Annotated in this window: 34 protein-coding genes, 2 tRNA genes and 1 pseudogene; 9 read left to right on the forward strand and 28 right to left on the reverse strand. The window is 63.9% G+C overall.

Translation table 11 applies throughout. The features are described 5' to 3' along the window. Positions 1-11: 11 nt before the first annotated feature. The 23 genes from ACZ89F_RS16270 to ACZ89F_RS16380 form a co-directional block, all read right to left on the reverse strand. Positions 12-776 (reverse strand): hypothetical protein, encoded by a 765-nt coding sequence (locus ACZ89F_RS16270; RefSeq protein ID WP_476092953.1) that lies wholly within the window; start codon positions 774-776, stop codon positions 12-14. A gap of 71 nt (positions 777-847) precedes the next feature. Further along, complete coding sequence (nusG, locus tag ACZ89F_RS16275) at positions 848-1,504, reverse strand: transcription termination/antitermination protein NusG (RefSeq protein WP_476092954.1); 657 nt, start codon at positions 1,502-1,504, stop codon at positions 848-850. Continuing rightward, positions 1,473-2,606, reverse strand: a complete 1,134-nt coding sequence (locus ACZ89F_RS16280; RefSeq protein WP_476092955.1) for a helix-turn-helix domain-containing protein — start codon at positions 2,604-2,606, stop codon at positions 1,473-1,475. Before ACZ89F_RS16280 ends, nusG begins: the two co-directional genes overlap by 32 nt. Then, positions 2,603-3,379, reverse strand: a complete 777-nt coding sequence (locus ACZ89F_RS16285) for a deazapurine DNA modification protein DpdA family protein (RefSeq protein ID WP_476092956.1) — start codon at positions 3,377-3,379, stop codon at positions 2,603-2,605. Before ACZ89F_RS16285 ends, ACZ89F_RS16280 begins: the two co-directional genes overlap by 4 nt. Beyond that, positions 3,379-4,152 carry an HNH endonuclease signature motif containing protein gene (locus ACZ89F_RS16290; protein ID WP_476092957.1) on the reverse strand — a complete coding sequence of 258 codons (774 nt, stop codon included), beginning with the start codon at positions 4,150-4,152 and terminating at the stop codon, positions 3,379-3,381. The genes ACZ89F_RS16285 and ACZ89F_RS16290 overlap by 1 nt, the downstream gene beginning before the upstream one ends. 59 nt (positions 4,153-4,211) lie before the next feature. After that, positions 4,212-4,853 (reverse strand): HNH endonuclease, encoded by a 642-nt coding sequence (locus ACZ89F_RS16295; protein WP_476092958.1) that lies wholly within the window; start codon positions 4,851-4,853, stop codon positions 4,212-4,214. Beyond that, entirely contained in the window at positions 4,850-5,140 is a 291-nt protein-coding gene (locus tag ACZ89F_RS16300) for a hypothetical protein (RefSeq protein ID WP_476092959.1), read from the reverse strand. The genes ACZ89F_RS16295 and ACZ89F_RS16300 overlap by 4 nt, the downstream gene beginning before the upstream one ends. Then, positions 5,140-5,694 (reverse strand): hypothetical protein, encoded by a 555-nt coding sequence (locus ACZ89F_RS16305; protein ID WP_476092960.1) that lies wholly within the window; start codon positions 5,692-5,694, stop codon positions 5,140-5,142. The genes ACZ89F_RS16300 and ACZ89F_RS16305 overlap by 1 nt, the downstream gene beginning before the upstream one ends. Further along, positions 5,691-5,984 carry a hypothetical protein gene (locus ACZ89F_RS16310; RefSeq protein WP_476092961.1) on the reverse strand — a complete coding sequence of 98 codons (294 nt, stop codon included), beginning with the start codon at positions 5,982-5,984 and terminating at the stop codon, positions 5,691-5,693. Before ACZ89F_RS16310 ends, ACZ89F_RS16305 begins: the two co-directional genes overlap by 4 nt. Further along, positions 5,981-6,271, reverse strand: coding sequence for a hypothetical protein (locus ACZ89F_RS16315; protein WP_476092962.1), 291 nt, complete (start codon positions 6,269-6,271; stop codon positions 5,981-5,983). Before ACZ89F_RS16315 ends, ACZ89F_RS16310 begins: the two co-directional genes overlap by 4 nt. Further along, positions 6,268-6,693: a hypothetical protein gene (locus ACZ89F_RS16320; RefSeq protein ID WP_476092963.1), complete on the reverse strand. Its 426-nt coding sequence runs from the start codon at positions 6,691-6,693 to the stop codon at positions 6,268-6,270. Before ACZ89F_RS16320 ends, ACZ89F_RS16315 begins: the two co-directional genes overlap by 4 nt. Further along, positions 6,693-7,115, reverse strand: coding sequence for a hypothetical protein (locus tag ACZ89F_RS16325; protein ID WP_476092964.1), 423 nt, complete (start codon positions 7,113-7,115; stop codon positions 6,693-6,695). Before ACZ89F_RS16325 ends, ACZ89F_RS16320 begins: the two co-directional genes overlap by 1 nt. Further along, the gene (locus ACZ89F_RS16330) at positions 7,112-7,999 is read right to left on the reverse strand and encodes a DNA adenine methylase (RefSeq protein WP_476092965.1); all 888 of its coding nucleotides are present in this window, start codon (positions 7,997-7,999) and stop codon (positions 7,112-7,114) included. Before ACZ89F_RS16330 ends, ACZ89F_RS16325 begins: the two co-directional genes overlap by 4 nt. Continuing rightward, a complete protein-coding gene (locus ACZ89F_RS16335; protein WP_476092966.1) occupies positions 7,996-8,232 on the reverse strand; it encodes a hypothetical protein in 237 nt (78 codons plus the stop codon). The genes ACZ89F_RS16330 and ACZ89F_RS16335 overlap by 4 nt, the downstream gene beginning before the upstream one ends. After that, a complete protein-coding gene (locus tag ACZ89F_RS16340) occupies positions 8,229-8,663 on the reverse strand; it encodes a GNAT family N-acetyltransferase (protein WP_476092967.1) in 435 nt (144 codons plus the stop codon). The genes ACZ89F_RS16335 and ACZ89F_RS16340 overlap by 4 nt, the downstream gene beginning before the upstream one ends. Then, positions 8,660-10,318 (reverse strand): hypothetical protein, encoded by a 1,659-nt coding sequence (locus tag ACZ89F_RS16345; RefSeq protein WP_476092968.1) that lies wholly within the window; start codon positions 10,316-10,318, stop codon positions 8,660-8,662. Before ACZ89F_RS16345 ends, ACZ89F_RS16340 begins: the two co-directional genes overlap by 4 nt. Next, positions 10,318-11,238 carry a DUF2303 family protein gene (locus ACZ89F_RS16350; RefSeq protein ID WP_476092969.1) on the reverse strand — a complete coding sequence of 307 codons (921 nt, stop codon included), beginning with the start codon at positions 11,236-11,238 and terminating at the stop codon, positions 10,318-10,320. The genes ACZ89F_RS16345 and ACZ89F_RS16350 overlap by 1 nt, the downstream gene beginning before the upstream one ends. Before the next feature lie 43 nt (positions 11,239-11,281). Next, positions 11,282-11,641: a hypothetical protein gene (locus tag ACZ89F_RS16355; protein WP_476092970.1), complete on the reverse strand. Its 360-nt coding sequence runs from the start codon at positions 11,639-11,641 to the stop codon at positions 11,282-11,284. Next, positions 11,638-12,162 (reverse strand): hypothetical protein, encoded by a 525-nt coding sequence (locus ACZ89F_RS16360; protein WP_476092971.1) that lies wholly within the window; start codon positions 12,160-12,162, stop codon positions 11,638-11,640. Before ACZ89F_RS16360 ends, ACZ89F_RS16355 begins: the two co-directional genes overlap by 4 nt. A gap of 4 nt (positions 12,163-12,166) precedes the next feature. Continuing rightward, positions 12,167-12,613 carry a hypothetical protein gene (locus ACZ89F_RS16365; RefSeq protein WP_476092972.1) on the reverse strand — a complete coding sequence of 149 codons (447 nt, stop codon included), beginning with the start codon at positions 12,611-12,613 and terminating at the stop codon, positions 12,167-12,169. After that, the gene (locus ACZ89F_RS16370) at positions 12,610-13,086 is read right to left on the reverse strand and encodes a phage regulatory CII family protein (protein WP_476092973.1); all 477 of its coding nucleotides are present in this window, start codon (positions 13,084-13,086) and stop codon (positions 12,610-12,612) included. Before ACZ89F_RS16370 ends, ACZ89F_RS16365 begins: the two co-directional genes overlap by 4 nt. Before the next feature lie 128 nt (positions 13,087-13,214). After that, the gene (locus ACZ89F_RS16375; RefSeq protein ID WP_476092974.1) at positions 13,215-13,724 is read right to left on the reverse strand and encodes a hypothetical protein; all 510 of its coding nucleotides are present in this window, start codon (positions 13,722-13,724) and stop codon (positions 13,215-13,217) included. Then, a complete protein-coding gene (locus ACZ89F_RS16380; RefSeq protein ID WP_476092975.1) occupies positions 13,721-13,999 on the reverse strand; it encodes a helix-turn-helix domain-containing protein in 279 nt (92 codons plus the stop codon). Before ACZ89F_RS16380 ends, ACZ89F_RS16375 begins: the two co-directional genes overlap by 4 nt. Positions 14,000-14,090: 91 nt before the next feature. On the opposite strand from ACZ89F_RS16380, the gene ACZ89F_RS16385 reads away from it, so the two are divergent. From ACZ89F_RS16385 to ACZ89F_RS16420, 8 genes are all read left to right on the forward strand, one after another. Continuing rightward, positions 14,091-14,642, forward strand: coding sequence for a LexA family transcriptional regulator (locus ACZ89F_RS16385; RefSeq protein WP_476092976.1), 552 nt, complete (start codon positions 14,091-14,093; stop codon positions 14,640-14,642). 79 nt (positions 14,643-14,721) lie between these two features. Further along, the gene (locus ACZ89F_RS16390) at positions 14,722-14,952 is read left to right on the forward strand and encodes a hypothetical protein (protein WP_476092977.1); all 231 of its coding nucleotides are present in this window, start codon (positions 14,722-14,724) and stop codon (positions 14,950-14,952) included. A gap of 5 nt (positions 14,953-14,957) precedes the next feature. Further along, the gene (locus tag ACZ89F_RS16395; RefSeq protein ID WP_476092978.1) at positions 14,958-15,203 is read left to right on the forward strand and encodes a hypothetical protein; all 246 of its coding nucleotides are present in this window, start codon (positions 14,958-14,960) and stop codon (positions 15,201-15,203) included. Continuing rightward, the gene (locus ACZ89F_RS16400) at positions 15,200-15,427 is read left to right on the forward strand and encodes a hypothetical protein (RefSeq protein ID WP_476092979.1); all 228 of its coding nucleotides are present in this window, start codon (positions 15,200-15,202) and stop codon (positions 15,425-15,427) included. Before ACZ89F_RS16395 ends, ACZ89F_RS16400 begins: the two co-directional genes overlap by 4 nt. A gap of 95 nt (positions 15,428-15,522) precedes the next feature. After that, complete coding sequence (locus tag ACZ89F_RS16405; protein ID WP_476092980.1) at positions 15,523-15,903, forward strand: hypothetical protein; 381 nt, start codon at positions 15,523-15,525, stop codon at positions 15,901-15,903. Next, a complete protein-coding gene (locus tag ACZ89F_RS16410; protein WP_476092981.1) occupies positions 15,896-17,113 on the forward strand; it encodes a DUF5131 family protein in 1,218 nt (405 codons plus the stop codon). Before ACZ89F_RS16405 ends, ACZ89F_RS16410 begins: the two co-directional genes overlap by 8 nt. Continuing rightward, on the forward strand, positions 17,110-17,511 hold the full coding sequence (locus ACZ89F_RS16415; RefSeq protein WP_476092982.1) for a hypothetical protein: 402 nt from the start codon (positions 17,110-17,112) through the stop codon (positions 17,509-17,511). Before ACZ89F_RS16410 ends, ACZ89F_RS16415 begins: the two co-directional genes overlap by 4 nt. 169 nt (positions 17,512-17,680) lie before the next feature. Further along, a complete protein-coding gene (locus ACZ89F_RS16420; RefSeq protein WP_476092983.1) occupies positions 17,681-18,742 on the forward strand; it encodes a site-specific integrase in 1,062 nt (353 codons plus the stop codon). Between the two features lie 98 nt (positions 18,743-18,840). Here the strand turns inward: ACZ89F_RS16420 and ACZ89F_RS16425 are convergent. Further along, a tRNA-Val gene (locus tag ACZ89F_RS16425) sits at positions 18,841-18,916 on the reverse strand. A 216-nt stretch (positions 18,917-19,132) separates the two neighbouring features. Here ACZ89F_RS16425 and ACZ89F_RS16430 point away from each other — a divergent pair. After that, positions 19,133-19,209, forward strand: a tRNA-Asp gene (locus ACZ89F_RS16430). A 129-nt stretch (positions 19,210-19,338) separates the two neighbouring features. On the opposite strand, the gene rbsK is transcribed toward ACZ89F_RS16430, so the two are convergent. The 4 genes and pseudogenes from rbsK to ACZ89F_RS16450 all read right to left on the reverse strand — a co-directional run. Further along, positions 19,339-20,271, reverse strand: coding sequence for a ribokinase (rbsK, locus tag ACZ89F_RS16435; RefSeq protein WP_476092984.1), 933 nt, complete (start codon positions 20,269-20,271; stop codon positions 19,339-19,341). Between the two features lie 4 nt (positions 20,272-20,275). Further along, positions 20,276-20,728, reverse strand: coding sequence for an RbsD/FucU family protein (locus ACZ89F_RS16440; protein WP_476092985.1), 453 nt, complete (start codon positions 20,726-20,728; stop codon positions 20,276-20,278). 27 nt (positions 20,729-20,755) lie between these two features. After that, positions 20,756-21,565, reverse strand: a complete 810-nt coding sequence (locus ACZ89F_RS16445) for an ABC transporter ATP-binding protein (RefSeq protein ID WP_476092986.1) — start codon at positions 21,563-21,565, stop codon at positions 20,756-20,758. Next, positions 21,525-21,815 (reverse strand): annotated as a pseudogene (locus tag ACZ89F_RS16450) (ATP-binding cassette domain-containing protein); the annotation flags it as partial. The gene ACZ89F_RS16445 and the pseudogene ACZ89F_RS16450, both read right to left, overlap by 41 nt. Positions 21,816-21,969 lie beyond the last annotated feature (154 nt).

A 21,969-nucleotide genomic window follows, 5' to 3' on the forward strand; every position in this document is an offset into this window, starting at 1 on the left:
TAATTTTCGCCCTATCGAGCCGTGCTGATCGCTTGGGTCAGGGCAGCCTGGAACTGGCGCGGGAACGACTTCTCTGCGATGCGCGCCGAGATGTCGAAGAATGAGTAGCGCACGGTGTAGTCAACCGACCTGACGAACACGAACACAGGCTCGACCTTGCCTTTACCAGTCCGCCGCCAGATGCCACGCCTAAGCTTGCTCCCGGCTTTCGGGATGAAGTATCGCGATCGATCGGCACCAGCTCGCTTGCGTGACTTGGCAGTCTCCCACTGCATCGCATCTGGTGATGCTGCAAGCTGTGAGAGGATCTGAGTGATGACGCCAGGCGAGACGTTGCCGTAAGCGTTGGTCCTCAACCCAGCAGCGGGGACGGCATACTCACTGTTCGACATCGCACCCTTGCCGATGAGCCACTTCTCAAAGCCCTTGTGCGGTCGGCTGCCGCCTTCGACCTGTGGCATGAGATAGTGCTTGCGGCTGCGAGTACTCTCTCGAAAGCCAACGACAGCATTGAGCTGCTGCTTGGTTGCAGGCGTTACCTGCAGACTGTTGAGCGTGAACGGCGTTGGCCGGTCGAAGACAAGCGGGAGCAAATCCCTTTGATCCGCCCTCACCTCGTTGGCCGTCGCTGTGAGCGCCTTTGCCGTGGCAAACGGCACCTGCGACGCAAAGCGATCAAGCCCATTTGTCCACGCAGCAATGTTGCTCTCGAGAGAGATGAAACCTGCCATGATGTCTGGAATCTTTTCCATCGCGGTGAAGCTGGGGTGCTTCACCTGGGTCCTGCTGGCGCTGCCACCGTGATCGGCGTGCGACTCTGTCAGGGCGTCCTGGGTGGGATTCGCTACTACCCTTTGTCGATCTGATCAAGACCCAGCGTGATCGGCACGGCACGACCGAACAGCATCACCTCGACCCGTGCGCGACCATCCTCACACAACTCGCTTACGATGCCGTTGTGGGTAGCGAACGGGCCATCGTTCACCCTCACCATCTCACCCACCTTGAGGCCCTTGGCGATCTCGCCGATGGCAATCACGTTGCCTTCAAGGAAAACCCGCAATTGCAAGACTTTCTCGTGCTTTACCGGAAACGGCTTCTCATCAGCACCAAGCACGCCGACGATGCCTTTCACCGTCCGCAACCCTGCCCAAGCCTCCGGCGACGGCACCACGCGAACGAACATGTAGCCAGGCCAGGCAAGCATGCTGACAGCCTCGCGGCAGGCTCTTTTGCGACCGCCACGACGCCGATCAGCCACCTTCATGAACGGCAGCCAGTGCTCGACATTGGCTTTGACCAGAAGGTTATCCACATCCATTTCGGCATGCGCATCGGTTCTGATCACGTACCAGTGCAGCGCCGATTCGCTTTGACCTGCTGCTGCAAGCAGCGCCTGGCTGCGACGAGACATCGAGCGCACCCTGTCAATAGCGGCAGTCTGCCGATCGGTCGGGCCGATCACTTCAGCCTCACTCAGCCGCTTCACGTCCGCCCGCATCATGGTTCCCTCGCAATGCCTGTTCGAATTCCGCCAGTCCTGCCGGCCCGCCAGCCGGGAAGTACGCCACGCGTCCCGGATCCGGCAGCCAGGGCCAGCCCTGCCTTGCGAAGTGGTCGCGCCATTCGATCCATTGCGGCGTGCTGACAGGTACCGCCACCATCAGGCCCTTGAGCGCATGCCAGCGCTCGCTGAAGCGGTAGCCCGTGCCCCTCAGTGCCATTCGGTAGAGCGCATCGAGCTTCGGCCAGCGCTCAGCCTGTGTGGCCCCGCCGGCGTTCTCCGGCCCGCCGATGACGGCAGCGATGACCCATCCCATCCACACCGGCCCGAAAGGCGGCGCATAGTCGTCGGCGCGGCCGGCGACCTCGACCTTCGGCGGCAGCTTCTCCCAGCGCTTTTCCGCCAAGTACACGGCAAAGGTGCAGATCACGGTACGCCCGCCGACCTTGGCGCTGGCGACGTACTCGGCCATGCGATCGGCCGCCATCTCACGCTCGTCGGCGGTCAGTGCCATCGCCGCCGACACCGCTTTCGGTACGCTGTCGCTGATGTAGCTCGGCCAGCCCGGATGCGTTTTCTTCACCCAGCGCTCGACCGCTTTCTGATCATCCTCGCGTCCGCGCTCTCTCTCGACGTTAAGAGGGGTCGTTAGAGAAGTGTCGTTAATAGGTGCCGGTCCTGGACCGGCAGGGGGTGCCGGTTCTGGACCGGCAGGGGGTGCCGATATACCGGCAGGGGTGCCGACTGGTCGGCAGGGTATTTCGGCGGCTGAATCGGCCGGTTCGTCGACATGTTTCACTGCCGCAAGATTAGGGTGCACAGGGTCGAGAATGACCCGATACCAGTGCGCCGCGTCGCGCCCGGACGTCGTCTCCTCGACATGCCGTTCGAGATACCTGGCCTTTACCAGACGCTCGATCGCCTCGAACACGGTCGAGCGCGCGCAGCCCATCTCGTCGGCCATCTTGACCTGGCTGCGCGTGCACCAGCCAAGCTCGTCGGTATGTCTCCCGAGCACACACAGCACCTGCAGGTCGCGCGGCTTCAGCGCCCTGTCCGTGGCGGCGCGCGCCGGGATGATGGAGAGGCGAGGCCCTGTCATGCTGGCACCCGTTCCGGAAGCGGCAGAGACATCTGCCAAGGTGCGGGCGGACGCGCCACTGCGGCGAGAACGGCATCCCGATAGCCAGCAGCTTCAGTCCAACAGTTGGCATTACGCCCCTGCTTCCGCGCCGCATCGCTCCAGGCCATGCTGTCGGAGCTGTAGAGCTGCGCCCGCACGCCAGGATGGCCAAGCGCCGTCAACTTGATGCCGAAGCCGTGCAGGCGCAGATCGAGGCGCACGGCATGAATCGCACTCAGCACGTCGACGATGCGCGCGGGATCGCCATTGCGCTTGCATACCGACCCGACACCGACCCACATGCCGGGCTTGAGTCGGTCGCCGTACATCTCGATATGCCGGACATAGTCGGCTGGCGCATATCCCTGCAGGACCGGGATAATCGGAAACGGCAGGGCCTCGTCTACCAGCGCGTCATAGCGCTCTATGGTGAGGCGCTGATGTTCGAGGATCGTGAGGCCAGTCCGCTCCAGCGCGATCGGTTCGCACATATAATCCTGCGCCACGGCCGCGACGATCGATGCGACGCCATCGGCATGCAGGCGACGCAGTTCGGCAGCATATTCGGCCACACTGCACCGATAGCCGCCATGTTTTACGACTTCAGTGAACGCGCCGCTGTCGATTATCACCTCGGCGCACCCAAGGGGCTTCTTGCGCCTGAGAAGGCGACGCCAGCTGATGCAGGCACGCTCGAAATGAAGTCCGTCAGACGGCTGATGCAGGCCGACGTAGAAGAGAACTTCGCTCATCAGGCAACCTCACGATTTCGCTTGGCCCGAGCCCGATGTTCCAGCTTCGCGATCGCCATGATGACCGGCTTGAGTTCAGCAGGCGCCACGTCGTAGTTGCCGCCGGACTTGCCGTTCAGCCGCGGCAGAAGCCCTTGCGGCACCAGCGCCCAATTCGACGGATCGCTGTTCAATTTGTTGCCGTCCAAGCATTTGAGAACGTGGCCATCAGGCACCGGGCCGTTGGCCTGCTCCCAGAGCCAGCGATGCTTGTGGACCCGCCAGGTTGACGCGCCCGTCCATGGGTTGCGCCTATCGGTGACGATCCAGACATAGCCGTCGTCACCAATCGACTCGTGCCCAGGGCCAATCCGGTTATGCGCAAGCTGTCCCGGCTTGAACTGTGTCGCGCGCGCGTTTGGATGACGACCGCCACGCCCTGGCGGGCATGTCTTGCCTTTGTTGATCGAGACCGAACCTTTCTTGAACTGCCCCGTTCGACCTGTCTTCCAGGCCATCCGCTTGCGCAGGGCATGCAGCGCGGCTTCGGACACGTCTTGTCGCCCGAAGTAGGCGCAGAACGCGCGATGATACTCGCCAATGACCATGGTGCGGTTGTCGCGCAGCCAGTCGATCTCAGCGGTGGAGTAGCGCAGATGTCGGCCCGCGAATCGGCCAGGCGCACGCCCAACCTTCCAGCCTTTGCGCTTGCGCAGCCCATGCAGATTGATGGCCGCGACATCGTCGCGACCGAATTCGGCAACGAACGCCCGGTGATAGTCGCTGATGACCATCGTGCGATTGGCCTCAAGCCAGTCCATCTCGGCGACGCTGTAGTGGATGCGGGCTCCCTTCATGATGCGCGCTGCTCCCGCTCACGTTCCCGGGCAGCATGCTCCAACTCAGATATCGCCAGTATTGTCGGCTTGAGTTCCGAGGGCGCGGCATCATAGCCGCGCCCATAGCGTCCGCCGAGGCGCGCAAGGAGCGCTCGGGGAACTGCCCGCCAATTCGATGGTTCAGTATTCCGACGATTGCCGTCCAGACACTTGAGAGCCGATCCTTCAGGAAGCGGACCATTCAATGCTTCCCAGCGAAGAACATGCACCAGGCGCCAGCGCGACTGGTGCGGCATGCCATCGTGTACCTTGCGCTCAAGGTAGCCGTCCTTGTTGAAGCGCTCGGTTCCGATTGGCTTATACTTTGCAGCCGCCGCCCCCGACATACCGCCCTTTTTGAACTGCGTTTCGGCAGCCCTGCCCCGTGTAGGATGCGGCTTGCCCTTATTGAACGGAGTAGTGCCCCTCTCGAAGCAACCAGTGCGACCGGTAGACCAGCCCTTGCGGGAGCACAGCGCCTTGATCTGCTCGAGTGTCACTTCCGGGCGCCCAAACTCCACGACGAACGCGGCATGAAGCTCACGGCGGCTGAACGCCTGCCGCTCCTCCAGGAAGGAAAGTTCCTCATCGCAATATCGGATTTGCCGGCCTCTCATTGGGCACCCTCAACCTTTTTCTTGAAGTCCAGCGACTGCGCAGGCACATCGGGCGCACCGATCATCGGCAAGTGCTTCATGAAACGGTCACCATGCTTGGCGACAAGCTCGCAGGCCTGGAGGTTCAGACGGGCGTTGTCGACGATCTTGTCGGCCACCTTTACGATGGCCTCGGTGCGGGCTACCTCGCTAGCGATCTGCTCGGCGGTGAGGGTCGCATCGTCGAGCCGCTCCAACTGCATGAAGAGATGATCGTTGAGATCGGATAGTCTGTTCTTCGTAGCCATTATCTGTCCGCCTTCTTCCATGCCGCGAAATCGGCGCGCAGCGCTTTCCATGCGTCGCTGGCCCGTCCGCCGTCGTTGAGTTGTTTTCGTGAGGTGACGCCGAGCAGCGAGCGCACCTTTTGCGCGACGCGCTCCGGCGTCAGCGGGCGTTCAAGCCCGTGCCGTTCTTCGAGGAACACCTTGAACGCCGGTTCGCCGCATTTCATGCCGCACTCGGCGGCGAAATTCTTGACGTCTGTCGCCGCCGGTTCGCCGGCAGGCTGGTTGCGATGCGGCGGCTCGCCCTTCAGGTCGCGTATCGCGGCAAAGGCGTTCGTCACCAGCCGCAGCAGGAACCGCACATTGTCGGCCGCATCGCAGATGAAGCTGATCTCGTCCGTCGTTGCTTCCTCGAAGCGCAGCAGCACGGGCAGTTCGCCCATCTCGCCGCGCGCCTCGAGGAAGGCGCCGGCATCGCCATGCACGCGCGTCCACACCGCCGGCTCGATCGCCGCCAGCGCCGCGCGGATGTCGCGCAGCTTTGTCGCATCGGGCGAGAGCACGGCGGCGTTCATGGCATGCGCCCGTGGCGTTCCATGGCCCGGCGAAGACCGTTCGCCGCATTCTCCAGCGACTTGCGGGCGGCAATCTCGCCAGGTCCGTATTTCGCCTGCGCCAAGCGGTCGGCGGCACTGGCCACCACGCGGCAGGCTTTCATGATGTCGGAATCAGCGGCGCTGGCCTTTGTCTTGGTTGTCGCCGGAATCGACGCCGCTATGCGCTCGACCTCCGCCATCAGCATTTCGCGCACCACTGGTGCCAAGGCACGGGCTAGCGGATCGACCTGTCTGCCGAGCGCGCTCATGTGCCACCCGCGGCGAATTCGGCCATGCCGACCCGAAACTCTTCCGCCATGATTGCCAGTTCCGCCGGCGGCAAGCCGGCGTCGGAGCGAACCGCCAGCGACAGCGACACCCGCACCGCCAGGAACTTCGAGCCGGTCTCGAACCCGGCCCGGCGGCAGGCGGCATCGATGACATCGTGATACTTCAGCATGACGGAATCCGGCATGCGCAGCAGCACGCCGGCGCGCACGCGGTCACCATCGGCATCGTGCAACTGGCGCAGGATGGGCAGCATGGAATCGGTCACGACCGAAGCGCCTCCAGAAGCTCATCGACGCTGATGCAGATTTGATCAGCCAGCAGCGCCATCAGTTCCGGCTCTTCACCGTCTTGCGTGACGATCAGCGTGCGCTTGCCAGCACCAGCCATCCAGCCCAGTTCCAGATGTGCCGAGCGGCCGCAAGGCAGCAGCAGAACGCCGGTGTCGGCCCAGCGCATCGCCGAGAAATCAGCGTTGAAGCCTTGTGCGGCGCGCGGATGCGTGAGGAGCGCGGTGCGATACTCGGCGGCGGTGAACGGCGCCACCAGCGCCACATCCTTCCAGCCGAAGCCGGTTGAATGCGGCGGGTTGCGGAAATCATAGACCTGGTGCCCGGCTTGCCGGAGAAGGTCGACCATGGCGGGCTGGTTTGCGTTGCGCCAGGACGAAGCGAGATAGATACGTGCCATTAGATTGAAACTCCTGTTTCAGTGCTTTTCCCGTGAAACACCAAGCCGCGACGAGGACGCTTGCGCGGCGGCGGCGCGCCGACCGGCGCTCGATAGAAGGCGCGGGCATCGAGCCCGGCCCAGTCGCAGATGGCGAAGACCTTTTGCGCGGCGATGTCCTGCCCGGCCATGACGCGGGACAGGTCGGGCGAGGTGACGCCGATCTCATCGGCCAGCGCGCGCCAGCCACGGCCGTCATATTCCAGCATCGGACGCAGCTTGCGTCCCAGTCCGGCGGTGTCAAAAGCAGCCAGCGTGCCGGCCCGGATTGGCCGGCACGCACGCGCGCGAAGCTCCTCGGCGCGATCGTCGATGCGCATGCGCTTTTCCAGCGCCTTGCGCAGGCGGGACATGGCACGGAGGATGGAGGGATCGGACGTCATGCCGACATCCTCGCGAACAGCGGAGAGCAGGCACCGCCGTGGCGGGCATCAAGAGCTGCTACACATGCCGGGTTTAGCCATAGCACTTCGGTACGAGGCCGAGCGCCGTCGGCCAGTGCTTCGCGCTCAACCCGATGCCAGTCCGGCAGAGCGTCATCATAGAGCGCGCACGGATAGCCGGAAAGCACCACCATGCCAGCCAGACCGCGCAGCGCCTCGAGCAATTCGACATGGTCGGCGTCGTTCAGTTCGTGGCGGTATTGGTGCTTCGGATCGTAGGGGTTGCGGCGGTTGCGCGTCGCATGGACGTAGGGAGGGTCGACATAGTGCAGCGTGTCGGCCCAGTCGTGCGACCGCATTACCTGCAGCGCCGGACGGTTCTCGACTGCGACGCCGCGCATGCGCGCGATGACGGCGGCAAGCGCTTGCGGATAGCTCGACCAATCATGCGCCGGCGTGGTGCCCGAGCGCGACGAGTTCGCCCGAAAACCGGTCGTCTTGTGGCCGCGCCCCATGTCTGAGTGAGCATTCGAGCCGAAGCCCATGAAGGCACGGATGATCAGCCGCCGAGCGCGTTCCACATGGTCGTCAGTAGCATCCCAGCCGAGTTCGAATTCGGCGCGGGCAAAGGGCGTGAGTTCGAGCCTACGCATAAGCTCGCCCCCCCCAATAGGGTCTTGCAGGACGCGGAACAGGTTGACGACGTCACCGTCGAGGTCGTTGTAGACCTCGGCATAGGCGCGGGGTTTGCGCAGCAGCACCGATGCCGCACCGCCGAACGGCTCGACATAGATCCGGTGCGCCGGAAAATGCTCGATGATCCACGGCGCTAGCAGCCACTTGCCGCCATGCCAGCGCAGAACGGGGCGGGTCGGCGCGCTCATGCCGATTCCCCGACCTTGGAGACATCGACGCGCAGGCCGACCTCGGTGACGCGCAGGCGGCGCTTGTTGTTGTAGCGCTCGACGAAACCCATGAGTTCGAGCCGCGACCAGGTCGAGCGCCGCACCGGCGCGCTTTCGCCGGCCGCGACCAGCACCTGGTAGCGATCGAAGACGCCGTCGCCGTTGCGATTGCGCAGCCATTTCAGGGCGGCGAGATGGGCGGCGGCGTTCATGCCGGCACCGCCTTGATGTCGCGCCCGAACTGCACCGCCGTTTGGGCAAAGCCGCATTTTTCAGCCAGCGCAAACATCCGCGTGTTGTGGCAGAGAGCGCCGAAGTCGAGACGCGCTGCGCCCCATGCCGCACCGGCGGCTGCCGTTTGTTCGATCAGCGATGTTGCGATGCCCAGCCCGCGATGCGAAGGCTCGACATAGAGAAGGTCGAGCCAGACCAGGTCGTGACCTTCCGGCTGATAGTAGATCGCCATGCCGACCGGTCTTGACCTTCGGCCCTTGCCTTCAAGCGCAAAGACGCCCCACTCGAATCCGGTCAATTCAGGCCGGCCGGCATCGATCGCCTTTTCCGCGATCATGCTAGTGAAGAAGCGTCGAGTGATCTTCATCCAGTCGGGCGCCAGCGGCACGTTCATGTAGCGGATCGTCATGCCGACACCTCCTTGCGGCCGCGCTTCTTTGGCGGCGGTTCGTCGGCGACTGGCGCGGTCTCAGCCTCGACGATAGGCCGGAGCGCTTCGAGGCGCGCGATCTCGTCGGGATTGAGATCGTCACGCGCCTTCAGCCGCCTGAATTCTGTCCAATCGGACAAGGCGTCGACGAAGCCTCGCTTCTTGTCGCCAACAACATTGACGGCATCGCCATTGGACGCGGCGTCAATCAGTCTTCCCAGTTCGGCGAGACGCTTGCCGCCGCCGACAGACAATTCCTTGCCTGCCCAGATCAGGCCCTGCTCCTTGAGGGTTTCGAACAGCGGCCCGGAAACCTTGATGCCATCGGCAACCGCGCCGAGCATTTTGAATTCGGCGAACTCTGCTGACGTCACCGATGGGCGATCGTCATCCGCTGGCGGGACATTGCCCCCCTCTGGCCGCATCTCCCCCACGGGTGCGGAGATTGGCAGCGGCGGCGTCTCGTCATCGAGCGGCCCGCATGGCTTCGAGTTCTCGAACACTTTCCAGTCGACGCGCAAGATCTGGTGCGGGCCGTCATAGCCTTCACTGCCATCCGGCTGCATGCGCAGTTCCCAGACGAACCAGGCTGTGTTCATCCGGCTCGACGCTTCCGGGCCGTCCCATCCATCGCGGTGCATCATCGGCAGCCGCCGGCTGAAGACGTAGGTCCAAGACGGCGGGCATTCATCCAAGACAAAGCAGCGGTCGGGATCGTCGAAGCCGCACAGGAAATTTAGGTTGAGCAGCAGCGCCATCCGGCGCGGCCGGTGGGCGCGCAGCGCATGCGCAACGAAGGCGTTGAGGTCGACGCCATAGGGCGGATTGGTGACGATATCGGGCCGATCCGAATTGTCGGCACGCGGCACGGTGACCAGGAAATTTTCGGACCGTTGCAGCTCGCCGTGACGATCGACGGTTCCATAGTCGACGAGGTCGGACAGCTCGACCTCATAGCCGGCATCCTCCAGCATGCGTGAGATAGCACCCTTGCCGCAGGCGGGCTCCCAGACCTTGGCCGAGAAGCGCATGAACGACAGCAGCGTGCGCATCGCCTCAGGCGGCGTTTCATAGAGATTGTTGCCGCGCTCGGCTGCCGTGGCGCTGTCAGTGCCTATCGCCGCGCGCAGGTTAGCGGCGCGCTTCAGACCGGCGCGCGTCGGCTCGCTGCCGGCGGCAAGCATCTGGTCGAGCGCGCGGCGCACGATGCCCGGATCCTGTTCGATGACGTCGCGCATCTGCCGCGCCTCGAACACTTCCTTGCGCGTCATGCCGGCGTCTTCGGCTGTTGGAACCTTGTTCGAGGCTGGAACGAGGTCGGTGCGCTGGCCCTTTTTGCCTATCTCACCACGTTGCTGAGCGGCATCGTACTCATCAGCGAGCCGGCGCTTGGCCAGGCTTTCGATTTCGAGCGAATCGGCCTGCACGCGATAGGTCGCGGCGACCAGTTCGTCATGCGCTCCCTTCGCCCTTTTCAGGCGGGCTGAGCGCTTGGCCGCATCGTAGGTCGCCGTCGCCATATCGCGCGCGGCCAATACTTCTGCAGCGCTCTGGGCCCGCGCGAGCGCCGCCGCCGCCTCTTTGACGAGAGACGGCAGCAGCGCGTCGGCAGCTATGGCGAGTGCCCCGGGCATCAGGCTTCCGGCGCGCCTTCGAAGGCCGGCAGGCCGGTCTTTTCGGCGGCTTCCTTGAGGTCGTAGCCGACCTGTTCGCGCAGATAGAATTCCCAGCGGTAAAGTTGGTAGAACCAGACGACCTTTGCCCCGGCGACGCGATAGCGAAGCCGCGCAGGAATGCGCACCGCATCGCCGTCGACGAACGCCGGCACCGACACCATGAACACGCCAGGCACGACGATCGACTCGCCCTTGGCGTTCTGGTGCTCTTCGGAGAACTCGACCACGCGTTCGCCGGTCTGCAGGCGCACACCCTGCTTGGCTCGGGCGGCAACGAACACTTCCAGATGCCGCGACAGGGCAACCACCTCAGAAGGCGTTGCCATCTTCTCGTTGAACAGCCGCTCGTATTCGCTGATCTCGCCTGCGGTCGGCGCCGAGAGTTCCGCCGAGTGCTCTTCGAGGAAGGCCGCGAAGATTTCCTGTTCCATCGGCTTGGCATTGGTCGCGACCCAGGACTTGAACTCTTCGGTCAGCGGGAAGGCGTAGACGATGCGATGTGAGCGGTTGCGCGCCGGCACGCCTTCCTTATCGTAGTCAAGAACGGCGGTCAGCTTCGGATCGGGCCAGACGGTCTTGCCGAACAGCGCCGAGTTTTCATCCTTGTGCCGGTCGACCAGCCCAATGAAGCTGGCCAGCGTCTCGACCGTGGCCGTGCCTTTGCGACGGTCGGGCGCCAGACGATAGTCTTCGATCAACGGCTTCAGCGACTTGAACGCCTGGTTCTTGCGATCGAAGGCGATTGGCACGCTGGTCGGCAGGCCGCCGCCAAGGCCGCTGATGCTGATGGAAACGGTCGAGGCGGATGCGGCTTCGGTCGTCAGGGCTTTGATGAGTTCGATGGCATGCGCGTCGAGAGGCTGATTTGGGTCGGACATGTTGGAAAATCCTCGTTGGGTTGGACGTCAGGTGGAAAAGTGGTCAGGCGGTTTCGCGCTCGTCGTCGTCTCCTTCCGCCTGCTCGCCGCGCTTGCGCTGCGGCGGGAACATGTCGATCTGGTTCGGGTGCTCGACCGAAAGCTGGCCGTCCATCGTCCAAAACGGCGTCTTCATGAACTTGACCGTGTCGGGCAGCTTGCTCTTGGCGTCGGCCTTGATGTCGATGCGGCCAAGCTCATAGTCGAGCGTGATCTTGACGATGATCTCGGCCTTGCACTTGTCGGCCGGGCATTCCTCGACCGCCAGGATGGCTTCGTTCAGCAGCTTGTCGCAGTGGCGCGAGAAATCGCCACGCGACAGAAGGCCAAGCATTTCACGGAAGGTGCGGAGCACGCGGCTCATGGTCCAGTCCTTTCGGGGTTGAGCAGATCGTCGATGGAGGCATCCGGAAGCGGATCGGCAGGCGTAAACCGGATCGGAATCTTGTCGCCGGCGATGCGCGCTTCCAGTCGCGCAATCACGGCTTCAGCCTCTTCAAGCCGCGCATGCATCGAGCGCACCCGCAGGTTCGCTTCATGGGCGCATGCGTTGGCAGTCGACAGGCTCTGGCGCAGGTCGTCGATCTCTCGCGCAGCGACATCCGTCCCGGCGTTTGACAGCCCGGCTTGCGCCAACAGCGAGAGCGTCAAGGCTCCGGCGCTGGTCAGCCGCCATTCGAGGTGCTGTTCGTCATGTTCGAACAGCGGGTCCTTCTCAGGCCGCGCATTGATCGGTTCGATCAGCCCCTTGCGCTCAAGTGAGCCGGTGACGCCAAAAAGACGGCGCTCGCCACCGGCGGCGAAGGCCAGCTCGGAAATCTGGTTGCGTGTCAGGGTGAGGCTGAACGCCCCGCTCGTCACATAGTCGGAGAAGCGCGGGTTCACAGTCTCACCCCACCCTCACCACGCGATATGTCCCGCCGCCGCGTCCGCCTGGGCGCACGATGGTGCGGATCAATTCCGCGTCTACGAGTTCGGCGAAGTAGTCGCTGCCATGGCCGGTGCTGACCTTGGCCGCGGCGGCAAAGTCGCGCACGCCGCCGCTGATCACGCCGGCGCCGTCAGCGCCCAGCCGCATCGCGTTCCACATCCGCGCTGCCTGCCTGGATATCCGGTGCGCGCGCCCGAAGGTGTCGGCGCAAAAGCCGGTGTCATCGGCCGGCTCGTCGAGGATGGTTTCGAAATGCCGCTGCACGAACGTCGTAACGCTGACGCCGGCGGTGCGTGCCGCAGTCTCAAGCCGCGCGTTCATCGTGCGGTCGCATTTGACCGAGAACCGATAAAAGCTGTCGACGCGCTCTTCGGGGTCGCGGCGGGCAAGGCTGACCATCGTCACTCCCCCACCACCTTCAGCCCGCCGGCGGCGCGGATGCCGGCCAGCGCCTGGCGGTATTGCGAAAGCCCGCGCTCCAGTTGGGCGGCGGCGCGGTCGATGGTGGTCGCTTCGTTCGGCGTCACCTTGCCGTCGGCAAAGGCGGCAGCGCCCGCCGCCATCAGTTCTCCGGCCTGGATGATGGCGTCGGCATGGCGCGCCATCACGGTTCCTTGGTTCACCGTCTCCGCATCAGGATCGGACAGCCTCCGCCCGTTCACTTCGGCAAGGGCGCCCGTCACGATCGGCTGGCCGCAATGCGCCTCGAGCGCCATGAGCGCGCCAAGCGGCATCAGCGTCGGGTCGCCGAGATCCGCCCAGCGGCCGACCGTGGAGCGGCCGAAATTGCCGATCTCCGCCGAGCCGTCGAGGCCACCGCACAAGGCGATGAGCTGGTTCTGCGCGGATTTGATGCGAAGCACGCGGGCTGTGGTCATGGCTCAAGTCCTCGAAAAGCAAAATCCGTCCCGCGCCGGGACGAACCGGCGGAAAATCCCGTGGCGGGATCGATGCGAAAGATTCAAAAAGCGGGCGTCAGTTCACGGAGGCCCGCAAGCAGATGCACTCATGGTCCGCCACCTCGAAATCGGTTTGCCGCCAGGCGCGCATGCGCGGGCACCTCGGCGAACTCGTCATCCAGATCGGCCACGGCACGGGCCAACACCCCTGCCCCGATCGCCGTGGCGTATTCAGTCAGCGCCAGCGCAACGGCACGATCATTGGTGCAGCGCTCATAGGCGGCGACCGCGCGCACCAGCACCATCACATGGTCGGGCAGCAGGATAGCGGTGTGGGCGAGCGCGCCGGCCGAAGAGGCATCAACCGCCGGCGCGCTGTCACCCTCGTCGCGTGCCCCCACGGACAAGGATCCGGTGAACTGAAAAGCCGCGCCGCCCAAGGAGGAACCGGACGGCGCGGCAGGCTCTGCGCGGTCAGGCTCTTGGGGAACCGGCGCAGCGGGGAATTCATAATCAACGGCGCCGACCTGGCGCGGCACGAGGCGGTCAGTGAAACCGACGCCGGCAAGGCGCGCGCCACGATCGGCGAGTGCGGGCGAAGACAAGCGCGGGCTCATGCTGCGGCCTCCGTCTCGGGTGTCGGCATAGGTGCACTGAATTTTTCCGGACGGTTTCCCTTCAGCCATGCAAGCCGCACGGCGTGCATGTCGGCTGCCGTCACGTCGCCGCTGGTGACGATAAAAATCCGCTCGCACATGTCGGCATCAGGCTGGCGCTCGCCACTCATCCATTTGCGCACGCCGGAACCCGAGACGCCGCCAAGTTTGTTGGCAAAGTCTTCGGGCGAAAGGTCGTGACCAGTGATCCAGGCAGCGAGCAACATGGCGCGCATACTTCCCCAATCCGGGGAATATTGTCAACCCCAATATGGGGAACGACACGGATATGCGGATCGTGCCACGTTCCCCGATATGGGAAATCGGTTGAAAGAACTGCGAGAAGCGGCTGGTTGGACGCACGAAAAGGCCGCGCAAGAGATGGGTGTCTCGCGCGGCCAGTTCATAAAGCTGGAGCGTGGCGAGCGGCGCATGACGAGCGACTACATGGCACTGGCGGCGAAGGCCTTTGGCGTTCTGCCGTCGGCGATCATGGAAGAGATGACCGCTCCGCTAATGGGATATGTCGGCGCAGGCGCTGCGGCGCACTTCTATGGGGAATCCCAAGGCCATCTCGACGAGGTTCCGATGCCGCCAGGAGGGAATGAAAACACGGTGGCGCTCGAAGTTCGCGGTGATTCGCTCGGTTCATTCTTCAACCAGTGGCTGGTCTACTATGACGAGGTCAGAAATCCAGTCACGATGGACCTGGTCGGCAAGCTCGTCATCTGCGAGACGGTCGATGGACGTGTGCTCGTGAAGAAGCTCATGCGCGGCCCAAGGCCCGGATATTTCAACCTGCATTCTCAAACTGAAAGCCCGATCGAAGACGTCGAGCTAGTATGGGCAGCGCGCGTTACGCACATGTCGCCGAGATAGTTTCCCCATATTGGGGTTGACATATTACCCATAATGGGAAAGATTTGCCGCCAATCGCAATCCTGCGATGGAGGCAGACATGATCACTTTTCAGCATCCGCCCGTTGGCGCGCTTTCAACGCCGCCAAAGTTCGAACGGTCGCTTGTCGAGCGCATGGCCGATCGCGTGCTCGAACTCGGCATGAACGGCACCGCCGTCACCAAGGACGTTCTGGCCGAGCACACCGACTTCACCCGCGCCGAGATCGACCAGTACGCGCCGGACGCCTGCGACCTCGCTAAGTCGCGCGCCGTCCGCCAGCAGAGCTGACGGCAATGAAGAACGTCGCTGAGAGGCTGATCGCGGTGGCTGGCCAGTCGCCCGAGGTGGAAGCCTGGATTTCCCGCCAGCTCATCGCCGGCCAGAAGCCGTCGCAGATCCTGCAGACGCTGGACGGCAACGACAATGCGCTCGACCGCGCATGCCATTTCATTTCGCGGGACCTGCGCACCGACATCGCCCTGACGGCATCGCTGGTCTTCGCCTTTGTGTTCGTCTGCGGCTGGATGCTGCCGGCATGAGCGCGCGTCTCAACCAGGTGCCGCGCAGTCTGGAGCGCATGACCGTGCCGCCCGGCGGCAAGGTGCAGATGGTCTGCCAACGCTGGCCCGACTGCCTGTGCGGCGACGACTGCATCGATCGCGCGCCGGAAGAATCGCCGGCGGCGCGACGGCTTCTCAACGCCATGATGATCGGTGTCGCCGTCATTGGCGCGGGGTTGGTGTGGTGGAGTTTCCGGCCATGACCAATGCTAGATGGGAAAGCGACGTAGACGACCTCGTGCAAAGCATCGCTGAGTGGGACGATAGAACCTCGCCTGACGACTATCCCGGACACCTCTTGATCACGCCGGACGAACTGAAAGAGTTTGCGCGCGAAGTCGCGGCGTTCCAGACGGCAGGAAGAGCGATTGCCGATATCGGGGCCGAGCGGCGACGGCAGATCGACGCCGAAGGCTGGACGCCAGAGCATGACGACGAGCACAAGCAAGGTGAACTTGCTAGGGCTGCCGCCGCGTACGCTGTCCATCTAACCGTGAGCGGCTATCGGGTTTGGTTCGGTGAGAACATCTGGCCGTGGGCCAAGGAGTGGTGGAAGCCAGATCCTGCGCCACGCCGCCGCCGAAACCTCATCAAGGCCGGCGCGCTGATAGCCGCAGAAATCGAACGCATCGATCGCCTCGAACTGATCACCGGCGCTGGGGTGAAATCCAATGGCTGACAAATCCGCCATCGAATGGACGGACGCGACGTGGAATCCCGTCGTCGGCTGCTCCATCGTCTCGCCAGGCTGCACGCACTGCTACGCCATGGGCATGGCCGCGCGCATCGAGGCGATGACGGCATCGCTGCAGGCCAAGGGTCAGACTGGCGCCCCGCACTACAAAGGCACCACGCGCAAGGTGAACGGCAACACCGTCTGGACCGGCAAGCTGGCCATGGCGCCAAATCACATCGTGCTGGAGCCGCTGACCTGGCGCGCCCCGCGCCGCATCTTCGTCAACTCCATGGGCGACCTGTTTCACGAAGACGTGCCCGATTCGTGGATCGACATAGTGTTCGCCGTCATGGCGCTCTGCCCGCAGCACACCTTCCAGGTGCTGACCAAGCGCGCGAGGCGCATGCGAGAGTACCTGTCCAACCCCCTCGCAATCCGCCGCATCTATACGCTCGTTTGCGACCTAACGACTGAGCTTGAGCCGGGCGTGGTGCTGATCGCCGCGCCGGACCACGAGCAGCACGCGCCGCCGGAACCACGCGTGTATCTCGACCAGTGGCCACTGCCGAATGTCTGGCTTGGCGTCTCCGCCGAGCGCCAGCAGGAAGCCGACGAGCGCGTGCCTGATCTTCTGGCGACGCCGGCAGCAGTGCGCTTCGTCTCCGCAGAGCCGCTGCTGGGGCCGATCAATTTCAACTGCATTACGGTCGACGGCGACAGCGAAATGGATGCTGTAAAGCCGGACGATTGGGAGGATGAGGTTTCAAACTGGCGCGACACCGAGCGTGAGTGGGAAGAAGCGTTTCTCGATTGGTATGGGCTGACGGTGATGCCGGCGCCAGGGCCGATGTACCAGGGCCTTGACTGGATCATCGTCGGCGGCGAGAGCGGCCCTGATGCCCGGCCGATGCATCCAGTCTGGCCGCGCGCGATACGCGACCAGTGCCAGGCGGCAGGTGTGCCGTTCTTCTTCAAGCAATGGGGCGCATGGGCGCCGCCTGCCGATCTCGACACCTATGACACGTCGAAAGGCCGTCGAGGCAATCCACCGGCCTTCCTGGTGGCGCAGGACGGCAATGTCCACTGTTTCCTCGACACCGCCGGCGTCGAACCGCACGCGATGCTGATGCGCGGCAAGAAAGCTGCCGGCCGGCTGCTCGACGGCGTCGAGCACAACGCCATGCCCGAGATGCGCGAGGTGCTGGCGCTATGAAAAGCAAACGGCTTGTCATCGCGCCAGATCTTGAGCGCTACCTCTACAATGGCGGCGCCAAAGACTTTTTTGAATGGGCCGACCATTCTGCCAACAAGATCGCCGAGGCGACAAATCCCCGCGAGCGCGCCTGCGCCGAACTGATGCGCGTCTTCTGCGTGGCGGCCGTTGAGACCGGCAACAGGCTGCAAAGCCAAGGCATCGACGAGCGCGACATTTTCCTCCTGATGGCGCGCGTCGCCAACATTGCGACCGCTGCCGCCCTGATCTCCTGCCTGAAGGAGGACACGCCGACCCATCTGCTCAAGGAGTTGATGGTTAGCCAGGCCAGGGAAGCCGTCGACATCATGGCGCCCGGAAAGCTGATAAGAGATACGAGGGGCGAGGCGAGGCCGTGACCGAAGACGACACGCCGATTCGCCTCCAGGAGGCCTGCGACCGCTTCTTCGGTGGTCGGCTGACGCCGAAGGCGCTGCGGGCAGAGGCGCGCAAGGGCAATTTGACAATCGAACAGATTGCCAACAAGGATTTCGTGACCCCGTCTGCCATCAGGGAAATGCGCCTCAAATGCCGCGTCGGAAAAGCCCTCCCCGCCTCGTCCCCCGGCTCGACCGGGACGGCGTCCAGCGGCTCGTCATCCGGGACGGGGCCGTTTACAAGCGAACGGGATGCCTTGTTGGCGAAACTGAAATCGCGGCGGAAAAGCTCGCGGAATACATCGGGCAAAAAAAGCAAAAGCCCGTCGCCGTCGAACGTGGTCCCGATCACATCTCGTGCGCAGCAGCGCTAGAATACTATCTCGCGGCCAAGCAGGCGCGCGACGAGGACACCGGCCCGCTTGAGGGCCGTATTGCTTTCCTCACGACCTTCTGGGGCGACAAGCCGCTAAGCGCAGTTGACGGCGAAACCTGCCGCGACTACGCCGAGACCCGAGCCCGCCAAGCGGCAGCACGGCGAGAGCTCGAGGATCTGCGCGCCGCCGTCTACATGTTCTGCAAGGAAAAGCGGCTCAACTTCCGCCCGTACTTCGACCTACCCGACAAACCGGTGGCGCGCGAACGCTGGCTGACCAGGCAGGAAGCCGCCGAGCTGCTGCGCGGCGCCTTGCGGCTGCGGCGCGCCAGGCCGAAAACCTATGAGTGCCTGCCGCGCTTCATTCTCATTGGCCTCTACACCGGCACCCGCCACGCCGCGATCCTCGACCTCAACTGGAACCGTGGCCCGGCCGGCGGCTGGCCCGACCTTGACGCCGGCGTGCTCTACCGCCGCGGCGAGCGCGTGCGCGAGACCACGAAGCGCCGGCCGCCAATGCGGCTGCCACGCCGCCTGATGGCCCATCTCAGAAGGTGGAGGCTGAAGGATGGCGGCAAGGGTCCGGTCATCCACGCCAAGGGCGGCGAGCCGATCGGCCTGATGCGCAAATCCTTCGATGCCGCGCGCGTCGAAGCCAAGCTCGGCGACGAGGTCACGCCGCACATCCTGCGCCACACCCGCGCCACCTGGTTGATGCAGCGCCGCGTGCCGATCTGGGATGCCGCCGGCTCTCTCGGCATGACGGTAAAACAAATGGAATCGACCTACGGTCACCACCATCCGGACTTCCAGCAGGCCGCCGCAGATGCCTATTAAGCGCCCGAAATCGGTCGTTTCTGGGCGCATAGCTGGGCGCAAAGCGGCGCGCCAGCCTCAGAAGGCCAGCGGACGCCGTTGATTACATTGAGAAAAAGTGGTGGGCGATGACGGGCTCGAACCGCCGACATCTTCGGTGTAAACGAAGCGCTCTACCAACTGAGCTAATCGCCCGCTCCGGGCCGGACCTTTAAGCGGTCAGGGTCGGCTTCGCAAGGCCAAATGAGTGCAGGACGCCCTGGTTGGATGCCGGTTTTGCCAACAAAACGCCGGCTGTCAAAAAACCTTCTCCTGTTTGCTGTTATGCTGTCCTGTCACGCTTGACACCCGGTGGCGAACCCCTTATCCAGCGCCCCAACGACGAACACGGCTGACACGTGTTCGCCATGCGCGGGTGTAGCTCAGTTGGTTAGAGTGCCGGCCTGTCACGCCGGAGGTCGCGGGTTCGAGCCCCGTCACTCGCGCCATTTCTCTCAAGGGATACAAGCCCTTGGCTTCAGAGAAATGTCGACATTGGTTGTCAAAAGTATTGTCTTGCAAGAGACCTGAGGAAGCTCAGGTTCTTCCAGCCTGTGCCTGTGTCTGGCCCCGCAAGATCACCTTCCCGCCAGCAGCGCCTCGACCTCCTGCAGCGTCGGCATCGACGGCGCGGTCCCTGGTCGCGTCACGGAAATGCCGGCGACGGCACAAGCAAAGCGCACGGCTTGCAGCGGCTCCACGCCCCGCGACAGGGCGGCGGCCAGCCCGCCATTGAAGGCATCCCCCGCCCCGGTGGTCTCGACCACCGGTCCCGCACTGATGGCGGGAACATGGTCGGAGCGCTGCTTCGAGTGCAAAAGCGCGCCTTTGTCGCCCAGCGTGACGATGACCGTGCCGACGCCCTTTTCGAGCAGACTGTCCGCAGCGCGCCGCGCGTCGTCGACCGAGGAGACCTTCATCCCGGTCAGTTCCTCCGTCTCGGTCTCATTGGGCGTGAGATAGTCGCACAGCGTGTAGATGCGGTCGGGAAGCTTTGCCGCCGGGGCCGGATTGAGGATCGTCGTCACCCCTGCCCCACGCGCGATCTCCAGCGCCCGCGTCGCTGCATCGATCGGCTGCTCAAGCTGCGTGACGAAGACGCCGGCACTGCTGATCAGCGCGGCATTGGCTTCGATATCGGCAGGCGAGATCAGCATGGCAGCACCTGGGCTGACGATGATGGCGTTGTTGCCGGTGGTCTCCTCGACGAAAATGTAGGCCGCACCGGTGTAGCTTTCCGGTGTGTCGATGACGGCATTCTTGACGCCCGCCTGCGCCCAGGTCTGCCTGGCCATGTCGGCGAAGGGGTCTACGCCGAGGCGGGTGAGGAAGGTGACGTTGGCGCCGAGCTTGCCGGCGGCGACCGCCTGGTTCGAGCCCTTGCCGCCCGGCCCCAGCGTGAAGGATGTACCGAGGATGGTTTCGCCCATGCGCGGCTGCCGCTGCGCCCTGTAGGCGGTGTCGGCGACGAACACACCCAGGATGACGACAGGCTTGCCCGAGGAGGCCATGCCGCTACTCCGCATCCGGCGGCACGACGCCCTTGCGGAAGGCGAAGCAGCCATAGAAGCGGCGTTCGCCGGTCTGGATGACGCAATAGGCTTTTTTGGCGCGCTCGTAGAAGGCGTAGCGCTCGACCGCCACCATCGGCCAGGACTTGCCCTCGGCCGCGTCGACTTCCTTTTGCACTTCCCTCTGAACGGGAGGGATCTCGTCGGGCTTGCCGACAATCTCCATGCGCGCGGCGGAGTCGTCGACGAACGTGTCCAGCGGGTAGAGCGACAGCACCGCCTTTGCCACCTGAGCGGCCGATGCATCGATGCGCAGCAGGCGGCCGAGCGCGGTCTGGCGCGCCACCGAATCGGACGGAAAATTGGTGTCGGCGATGATCAGATCATCGCCATGGCCCATTGCCCGCAATGCCTGCAGCACGTCGGCATTGAGCAGCGGGTTGATGCCTTTGAGCATGATGGTCCTCTTGAAGTCCGGTTGAGATCAGAGACGCTTGCCGGTCTCGGCGTCGAAAAGATGGATCTGGTCGAGCCGCGGCTTCAGGGTCAGCGTGTCGCCCGGCTTGAAGTCGTGGCGCTCGCGAAACAGCGCCACCATCTCGCCGTCGCCGAAGCGCAGGAACACCAGCGTTTCCGAGCCGGTCGGCTCGACCACCGAAATCTTCGCCGGCACGCCATCGGGGTGGATCTCGAGATGTTCCGGGCGCACGCCATAGACGACAGCCTGGCCGTCCTGCGCGGCATTGCCTGGTGCAATCGGGAACAGCGTGCCTGCGATCTCGACACCGGGCTTGTCGCCCTTGCGCATGACGCCCTTGAGCAGGTTCATCGAAGGCGAACCGATGAAGCCGGCGACAAACAGATTGGCCGGCCGGTCGAACAGTTCGAGCGGCGCGCCGACCTGCTCGATTCGGCCATCGCGCATGACGACGATCTTGTCGGCCATGGTCATGGCCTCGATCTGGTCGTGGGTGACGTAGATGGTGGTGGTCTTCAGCCGCTGGTGCAGTTCCTTGATTTCGGTGCGCATCTGCACGCGCAGCTTGGCGTCGAGATTGGAGAGCGGCTCGTCGAACAGGAACACCTGCGGATTGCGCACAATGGCGCGGCCCATGGCCACGCGCTGGCGCTGGCCGCCCGAAAGCTGCCGGGGATAGCGCTTCAGATAGGGATTGAGATCGAGGATGTCGGCGGCGCGCTTGACCCGCTCGGCGACCACGGCCGGATCGGTTTTCCGCAGCTTGAGCGCGAAGGCCATGGTTCTGTTCGACCGTCTTGTGCGGATAGAGCGCATAGTTCTGGAACACCATGGCGATGTCGCGCTTGGCCGGCGGCAGATGATTGACGACACGGTCGCCGATGGCAATCGTGCCAGCGGAGACGGTCTCCAGCCCGGCCACCATCCTGAGCAGCGTGGACTTGCCGCAACCCGAAGGGCCAACCAGCACCACGAACTGTCCATCGGCAATGTCGACGCTGACTTCGTGCAGAACCTTGACCGTTCCGAACGCCTTGGCCACCTTGCTGATTGCGACTTGAGCCATATACTCCCCTTCCGGCTCCACTGGCCGTAGGCGAAGAAGCTAACCAACGCGACCGATCAGGGCAAGTCAGTCTCTTATAGATAAAAACCTGTTCTCGTTGACACGGCGTTTGGTTGTGAGAATAGTGGCGGACGCTGGTCCGAATGCCGGTTAC

The sequence above is a fragment of the Mesorhizobium sp. USDA 3734 genome, assembly GCF_056279665.1.

Coding starts and splice junctions, on each gene's coding strand:
- ACZ89F_RS16350 (WP_476092969.1), bottom strand. CDS start 11,238: ATGTCCGACCCAAATCAGCCTCTCGACGCGCATGCCATCGAACTCATC.
- ACZ89F_RS16295 (WP_476092958.1), bottom strand. CDS start 4,853: ATGAGAGGCCGGCAAATCCGATATTGCGATGAGGAACTTTCCTTCCTG.
- ACZ89F_RS16395 (WP_476092978.1), top strand. CDS start 14,958: ATGAAGAACGTCGCTGAGAGGCTGATCGCGGTGGCTGGCCAGTCGCCC.
- nusG (WP_476092954.1), bottom strand. CDS start 1,504: ATGATGCGGGCGGACGTGAAGCGGCTGAGTGAGGCTGAAGTGATCGGC.
- ACZ89F_RS16345 (WP_476092968.1), bottom strand. CDS start 10,318: ATGCCCGGGGCACTCGCCATAGCTGCCGACGCGCTGCTGCCGTCTCTC.
- ACZ89F_RS16355 (WP_476092970.1), bottom strand. CDS start 11,641: ATGAGCCGCGTGCTCCGCACCTTCCGTGAAATGCTTGGCCTTCTGTCG.
- ACZ89F_RS16415 (WP_476092982.1), top strand. CDS start 17,110: ATGAAAAGCAAACGGCTTGTCATCGCGCCAGATCTTGAGCGCTACCTC.
- ACZ89F_RS16375 (WP_476092974.1), bottom strand. CDS start 13,724: ATGAGCCCGCGCTTGTCTTCGCCCGCACTCGCCGATCGTGGCGCGCGC.
- rbsK (WP_476092984.1), bottom strand. CDS start 20,271: ATGGCCTCCTCGGGCAAGCCTGTCGTCATCCTGGGTGTGTTCGTCGCC.
- ACZ89F_RS16305 (WP_476092960.1), bottom strand. CDS start 5,694: ATGAACGCCGCCGTGCTCTCGCCCGATGCGACAAAGCTGCGCGACATC.
- ACZ89F_RS16300 (WP_476092959.1), bottom strand. CDS start 5,140: ATGGCTACGAAGAACAGACTATCCGATCTCAACGATCATCTCTTCATG.
- ACZ89F_RS16320 (WP_476092963.1), bottom strand. CDS start 6,693: ATGGCACGTATCTATCTCGCTTCGTCCTGGCGCAACGCAAACCAGCCC.
- ACZ89F_RS16290 (WP_476092957.1), bottom strand. CDS start 4,152: ATGGTCATCAGCGACTATCACCGGGCGTTCGTTGCCGAATTCGGTCGC.
- ACZ89F_RS16280 (WP_476092955.1), bottom strand. CDS start 2,606: ATGACAGGGCCTCGCCTCTCCATCATCCCGGCGCGCGCCGCCACGGAC.
- ACZ89F_RS16340 (WP_476092967.1), bottom strand. CDS start 8,663: ATGACGATCCGCTACATGAACGTGCCGCTGGCGCCCGACTGGATGAAG.
- ACZ89F_RS16400 (WP_476092979.1), top strand. CDS start 15,200: ATGAGCGCGCGTCTCAACCAGGTGCCGCGCAGTCTGGAGCGCATGACC.
- ACZ89F_RS16410 (WP_476092981.1), top strand. CDS start 15,896: ATGGCTGACAAATCCGCCATCGAATGGACGGACGCGACGTGGAATCCC.
- ACZ89F_RS16370 (WP_476092973.1), bottom strand. CDS start 13,086: ATGACCACAGCCCGCGTGCTTCGCATCAAATCCGCGCAGAACCAGCTC.
- ACZ89F_RS16330 (WP_476092965.1), bottom strand. CDS start 7,999: ATGAGCGCGCCGACCCGCCCCGTTCTGCGCTGGCATGGCGGCAAGTGG.
- ACZ89F_RS16390 (WP_476092977.1), top strand. CDS start 14,722: ATGATCACTTTTCAGCATCCGCCCGTTGGCGCGCTTTCAACGCCGCCA.
- ACZ89F_RS16380 (WP_476092975.1), bottom strand. CDS start 13,999: ATGCGCGCCATGTTGCTCGCTGCCTGGATCACTGGTCACGACCTTTCG.
- ACZ89F_RS16335 (WP_476092966.1), bottom strand. CDS start 8,232: ATGAACGCCGCCGCCCATCTCGCCGCCCTGAAATGGCTGCGCAATCGC.
- ACZ89F_RS16310 (WP_476092961.1), bottom strand. CDS start 5,984: ATGAGCGCGCTCGGCAGACAGGTCGATCCGCTAGCCCGTGCCTTGGCA.
- ACZ89F_RS16445 (WP_476092986.1), bottom strand. CDS start 21,565: ATGCGCTCTATCCGCACAAGACGGTCGAACAGAACCATGGCCTTCGCG.
- ACZ89F_RS16440 (WP_476092985.1), bottom strand. CDS start 20,728: ATGCTCAAAGGCATCAACCCGCTGCTCAATGCCGACGTGCTGCAGGCA.
- ACZ89F_RS16285 (WP_476092956.1), bottom strand. CDS start 3,379: ATGAGCGAAGTTCTCTTCTACGTCGGCCTGCATCAGCCGTCTGACGGA.
- ACZ89F_RS16325 (WP_476092964.1), bottom strand. CDS start 7,115: ATGACGTCCGATCCCTCCATCCTCCGTGCCATGTCCCGCCTGCGCAAG.
- ACZ89F_RS16420 (WP_476092983.1), top strand. CDS start 17,681: ATGCCGCGTCGGAAAAGCCCTCCCCGCCTCGTCCCCCGGCTCGACCGG.